Source organism: Collinsella sp. AM15-2, from assembly GCF_003471985.1.
Classification (GTDB): Bacteria; Actinomycetota; Coriobacteriia; order Coriobacteriales; family Coriobacteriaceae; genus Collinsella.
In genome coordinates, this window is the sequence record NZ_QRKO01000039.1 from 1 (window position 1) to 4,860 (window position 4,860).

The 4,860-nt window shown below is 56.6% G+C and carries 5 protein-coding genes and 1 tRNA gene; all 6 read left to right on the forward strand.

From position 1 onward, the window contains the following. The first annotated feature begins 150 nt into the window (after positions 1-150). Entirely contained in the window at positions 151-1,017 is an 867-nt protein-coding gene (gene fba / locus DW171_RS09870; RefSeq protein WP_117862441.1) for a class II fructose-1,6-bisphosphate aldolase, read from the forward strand. 351 nt (positions 1,018-1,368) lie between these two features. Then, entirely contained in the window at positions 1,369-2,802 is a 1,434-nt protein-coding gene (locus DW171_RS09875; protein WP_118271092.1) for a transglutaminase-like domain-containing protein, read from the forward strand. A 39-nt stretch (positions 2,803-2,841) separates the two neighbouring features. Further along, positions 2,842-2,928, forward strand: a tRNA-Leu gene (locus DW171_RS09880). A gap of 432 nt (positions 2,929-3,360) precedes the next feature. Then, entirely contained in the window at positions 3,361-3,930 is a 570-nt protein-coding gene (gene infC / locus DW171_RS09885) for a translation initiation factor IF-3 (protein WP_089573296.1), read from the forward strand. Positions 3,931-3,962: 32 nt separating this feature from the next. Next, entirely contained in the window at positions 3,963-4,154 is a 192-nt protein-coding gene (gene rpmI / locus DW171_RS09890; protein WP_006234422.1) for a 50S ribosomal protein L35, read from the forward strand. Positions 4,155-4,200: 46 nt separating this feature from the next. After that, the gene (gene rplT / locus DW171_RS09895) at positions 4,201-4,560 is read left to right on the forward strand and encodes a 50S ribosomal protein L20 (protein WP_022094123.1); all 360 of its coding nucleotides are present in this window, start codon (positions 4,201-4,203) and stop codon (positions 4,558-4,560) included. The last annotated feature ends 300 nt before the right edge of the window (positions 4,561-4,860 follow it).

Sequence of the window (4,860 nt, forward strand, 5' to 3'; positions counted from 1 at the left end):
TGCGGATGAATGTGGGAGGTGTTCGGATAAAGTCGATAATCAAGGAAAGTCTGTTTGGACGATATTCGTGAACAAACGAACGTTTATGCTCGGGTGCGCCGTGGTAAAATCTCAGGCGTTATCGGAGCAACCTTACAGGAGGTTTCTTTTATGCTCGTCAACGCAGCAGACATGCTCAAGAAGGCCGAGGCCGGCAAGTACGGTCTTGGTGCCTTCAACACCAACAACCTCGAGTGGACCCTGGCTATTCTCCAGGCCGCCGAGGAGGCCAAGTCTCCGCTGATCCTTCAGTGCACCGCTGGTGCCGCTAAGTGGATGGGCGGTTTCAAGGTCTGCGCCGACATGGTCAAGGCTGCCGTCGAGGCCACGGGCGTTACCGTTCCCGTCGCCCTTCACCTCGATCACGGTTCTTACGAGGACTGCTTCAAGTGCATCGAGGCCGGCTTCACGTCCATCATGTATGACGGCTCTCACGAGGAGACCTTCCAGCTTAACCTCGACCGCACCAAGGAGCTCGTTGAGCTTGCCCACTCCAAGGGCATGTCCATCGAGGCCGAGGTCGGCGGCATCGGCGGCACCGAGGACGGCGTGACCTCCAGCGGCGAGCTCGCTGATCCTGCTGAGTGCAAGCAGATCGCTGACCTGGGTGTCGACTTCCTCGCCTGCGGCATCGGCAACATCCACGGCGTGTACCCCTCCGACTGGGCTGGTCTTTCCTTCGAGCGTCTGGGCGAGATTAAGGCCCAGACCGGTGACCTGCCCCTCGTTCTGCACGGTGGCACCGGCATCCCCGAGGATCAGATCAAGAAGGCCATCTCCCTGGGCATCTCCAAGATCAACGTCAACACCGACCTGCAGCTCGTCTTCGCCAAGGGCGTCCGCGAGTACATCGAGGCTGGCAAGGATCAGCAGGGCAAGGGCTTTGACCCCCGCAAGCTCCTCAAGCCTGGTCGCGACAACATCGTTGCCCGCACCAAGGAGCTCATGGAGGAGTTTGGCTCCGTCAACAAGGCGTAAGCGTCGCTAAACTTCCCGCCGGAAGCCCCGTCCCCCTACACTGTTTCCTTTGCGCTCACCTGGCTTTGCCAGAAGTCGCGCCAAGAAAACAGCTCCGGGGGACGGGGCTTCCTTCGTTTAACGCCGCAGGGTTACGAGTCTGAATTAAGATGGCTACTGGCTTTGCCAGAAGTCGCGCGACGGAATCAGCTCCGGGGAAACGGGGCCTCCTTTGTTAACTTGCTACAGGGTTACTGGTCTGATTTTAGTTATATGGTTACCGTTCAGCGGTGTTGATGGCTCCCTTGTTGGGGCTTTCTTTTTATCTCGCTACAATGGGCTTCAAGCGTTCTAGTGACTTGGAGTTTTGGTATGGCTGTTATTAATGTGCTGCCTTCGGATGGGAAGGTTATTGACGAGGGTCCAGTTGGTTGCTCTGCTGATGTTTGCTGTGATGACTTTCGTCATCTCGATGTTGGACTGCCGCCCGAGATTCTTCGTCTTATGGATGCCGGGTATTTGACGCAGGCTGTTGCTGCCTGCGATCGCCTTTTGGAGCAGAACTCCGAGCCTTCGCTGGCTGCTTGTGTTCGTGCCGAGCGGTATCGCATGCTCGAGACGCCGCTTCATTTTTCGGTGTCGCGCGACCAGGCTATTGCGATGATTCGCGAGGAGTGGCCAGAGTTTACCGAAGAGCAGTTTGATGACCTGATTAATCGTAAGCGTATTGACTGGCGCTTTATCGATGGCGAACTGTTCGTTCTCGACAACTTCCTCGATTCGCTTCGCGTATATCCCAAAGAGGTTCCCGGCATGCGGCCCGATTCTACGGACGGAATAGCACTGCGCAACGAGATGCTCAAGGAGATGGAGTCACAAAACGGATTGGCTCGCGTCATTACGCTTAAAGCGTCCGTGTCTGTCCCCGGCGCTCTGGAAGGGGAGACCGTTCGCGCGTGGCTACCCGTTGCCGCCGCCTGTCGTCAACAGTCTCATATCGAGGTTCTCGATATGACGCCGGAGGGTGCTGTTGCCCCCGCGAATGCTTCGGCGCGTGCCGCCTCGTGGTCTTCTTCGAGTGAGCGCTCATTCTCGGTGACCTATCGCTATCAAATTGATGCCGCTTATCGTGATGTCTATGGGGGTGCGCTTCCGGTGCATCCTTGCATGGACACGCCACTGCCCGTGGACACCTCCGAGGACCGTCCGCACATTGCATTCACGCCGTATCTACAGCAGCTGACAGCCCGTGTCATTGACGGGCTCGAGGATCCGCTCGATCGCGCCCGTGCTATCTATGATTACCTGACGCAGTACATCGACTATCGCTATCAGCCGCCGTACTTGCTTTTGGGATCTATTGCCGATGACTGCGCGCATTCGCTCCGCGGCGATTGCGGCGTTATGGCGCTCACGTTTATCACCATGTGCCGTATCGCGGGCGTGCCTGCCCGTTGGCAGAGCGGCCTGTATGTTGCGCCCGATTCGGTGGGGTCGCACGACTGGGCAGAGTTCTATACGCCGCAGACCGGATGGCTCAACGCCGACGTGTCATTTGGATCTTCTGCTCGCAGGATGGGGGAGGAGTGGCGCCGCCGTCACTACTTTGGCAATCTCGACCCGTGGCGTATGGTGGCCAACAATCGATTCCAGGCAGAGTTTGAGCCCTCTTTCGACGGCATGCGCGAGGACCCTTACGATAACCAGATGGGTGAGGCTTCGGTCGACGGTCGCGGATGCCGTCGGCGCGAGATGCTCCGCACGGTCGAACTCATCGAAATGCTCGAAGTTCCATTTTCGGACTAATCGGTAGAAAGCTGTGATAAACTAACTCACGCATTGCGTGCCCGAGTGGCGGAATTGGCAGACGCAGTGGACTCAAAATCCACCGTTGGCAACAACGTGCGAGTTCGAGTCTCGCCTCGGGCACCATACATGCAAGTGAGCGTTCAAGGGGGTTGCGGCCCCCTTTTTTCGTGCCGAACTCGCGTGAGCGCGCGAAGCGTTAAGCAAACAGGCCTGTGGCCTGTTTGTAGCGGAGCGTGGCGAGGGCGCCACGCGCCCGAAGCCCGGGGCTTCGCGAAGCGAAGGCCCTTCGAGTCTCGCCTCGAGCACCATACATGCAAGCGAGCGTTCAAGGGGGTCAAGGTCCCTTTTTCGTGTACGTAATGTGATAACGCGCTGTACGTGTTATTATTCGCAAGGCGTTGTTCCCGCAATGCCCTAAAGAGGAACCTGAGGGTTCCCACCTTTTGGCGCCAATGAGCAGCTGACTGGTCATACAACTTAGATTCCCTTCCTCAAATCGAGGAAGTCTATGTGTACGACCTGGTTGCTGAGAAGCGCCGGGTTATTTTTTTATGAATGGAGGTAGGGAAAATAGCTAAGTCTGATGACACCCGCATCAACGACGAGATCACTGCATCTTCGTGTCGTTTGATTGGCGTCGATGGCTCTCAGCTCGGCCTGTTCGCCATCCGCGATGCCCAGCGCGTCGCCGACGATCAGGGTCTCGACCTGGTCGAGATCGCTCCCAACGCGGAGCCGCCGGTCTGCAAGGTCATGGACTACGGTAAGTTCAAGTACCAGCAGGCCATGAAGGCCAAGGCTGCTCGTAAGAACCAGTCCAAGGTCGAGGTCAAGGAAATGAAGTTCCGACCCAAGATCGACGTTGGCGACTACGAGACCAAGAAGGGCCACGTTCTGCGTTTCCTCAAGAAGGGCGCACGCGTTAAGATCACCATCATGTTCCGCGGCCGTGAGATGGCTCACCCGGAGCAGGGCCTTAACGTTCTCGAGCGTCTCGCCGAGGATCTCAAGCCTTACGCTACGGTCGAGTCCAAGCCTAAGATGGAAGGCCGTAACATGCTTATGCTGCTCGCCCCGATTAAGGGCGCCTTCGATGAGGATAAAGCGGCAAGCGATAGCAAGTAACTAGTGTTCTGTAACCGATTAAGGAGTATTTCATGCCTAAGATGAAGTCCCACAGCGGCACCAAGAAGCGTTTCCGCAAGACTGGTACCGGCAAGCTTATGCGCGCCAAGGCTTTCAAGAGCCACATCCTGAGCAAGAAGTCCACCAAGCGTAAGCGTGGCTTCCGTCAGGAGACCGAGATCGCCGCTGCCGACCGCAAGGTCATCAAGTCGCGTCTCGCCTAAGTTCGCGTTCCCGTTTTTCGTTTTACCGTCTAGGAGTTGATAGAACATGGCACGTATTAAGCGCGCTGTTGCCGCCAAGAAGAAGCGCCGTACCGTTATGCACCGTGCGAAGGGTTACTACGGTGCCGCTTCGCGTACTTACAAGCATGCTAAAGAGCAGGTCCAGCACTCCCTGCAGTATCAGTATCGTGATCGCCGCAACAAGAAGCGCGAGATCCGTTCTCTCTGGATCACCCGTATCAACGCTGCTGCTCGCCTGAACGACATCTCTTACTCTCAGTTCATGCACGGCCTGAAGGTTGCCGGCATCGAGCTCGACCGCAAGGTCCTGGCTCAGATGGCTTACGAGGACATCGAGTCCTTCAACGAGCTGGCTGCCATTGCCAAGAAGGCTCTCGAGGCCTAATAGATTCTCTTGAATCGCTAGGGGAGTGTCGCGTTGTGCGTGGCGCTCCCTCTTTTTATCTGAAGCGCGGTTTACATTGCTAAAAGCGCGGGTAGATAGACACTTACAGGTGACCGATCTCTATATATTTCTAAACCAAAGGGTCATCATCTGATACGTGCGGAAGATCCGCACCAGTCTTTCTATTAGCTATAGAAAGCGATATGTTGTGTAGGACTTGTGAAGAGTGGAATTGACGACCCACAGGGCTTCGCGGTCTGGCAATATATCTCCTTGCCGCGCGGCCCGGTCGGACCGGAC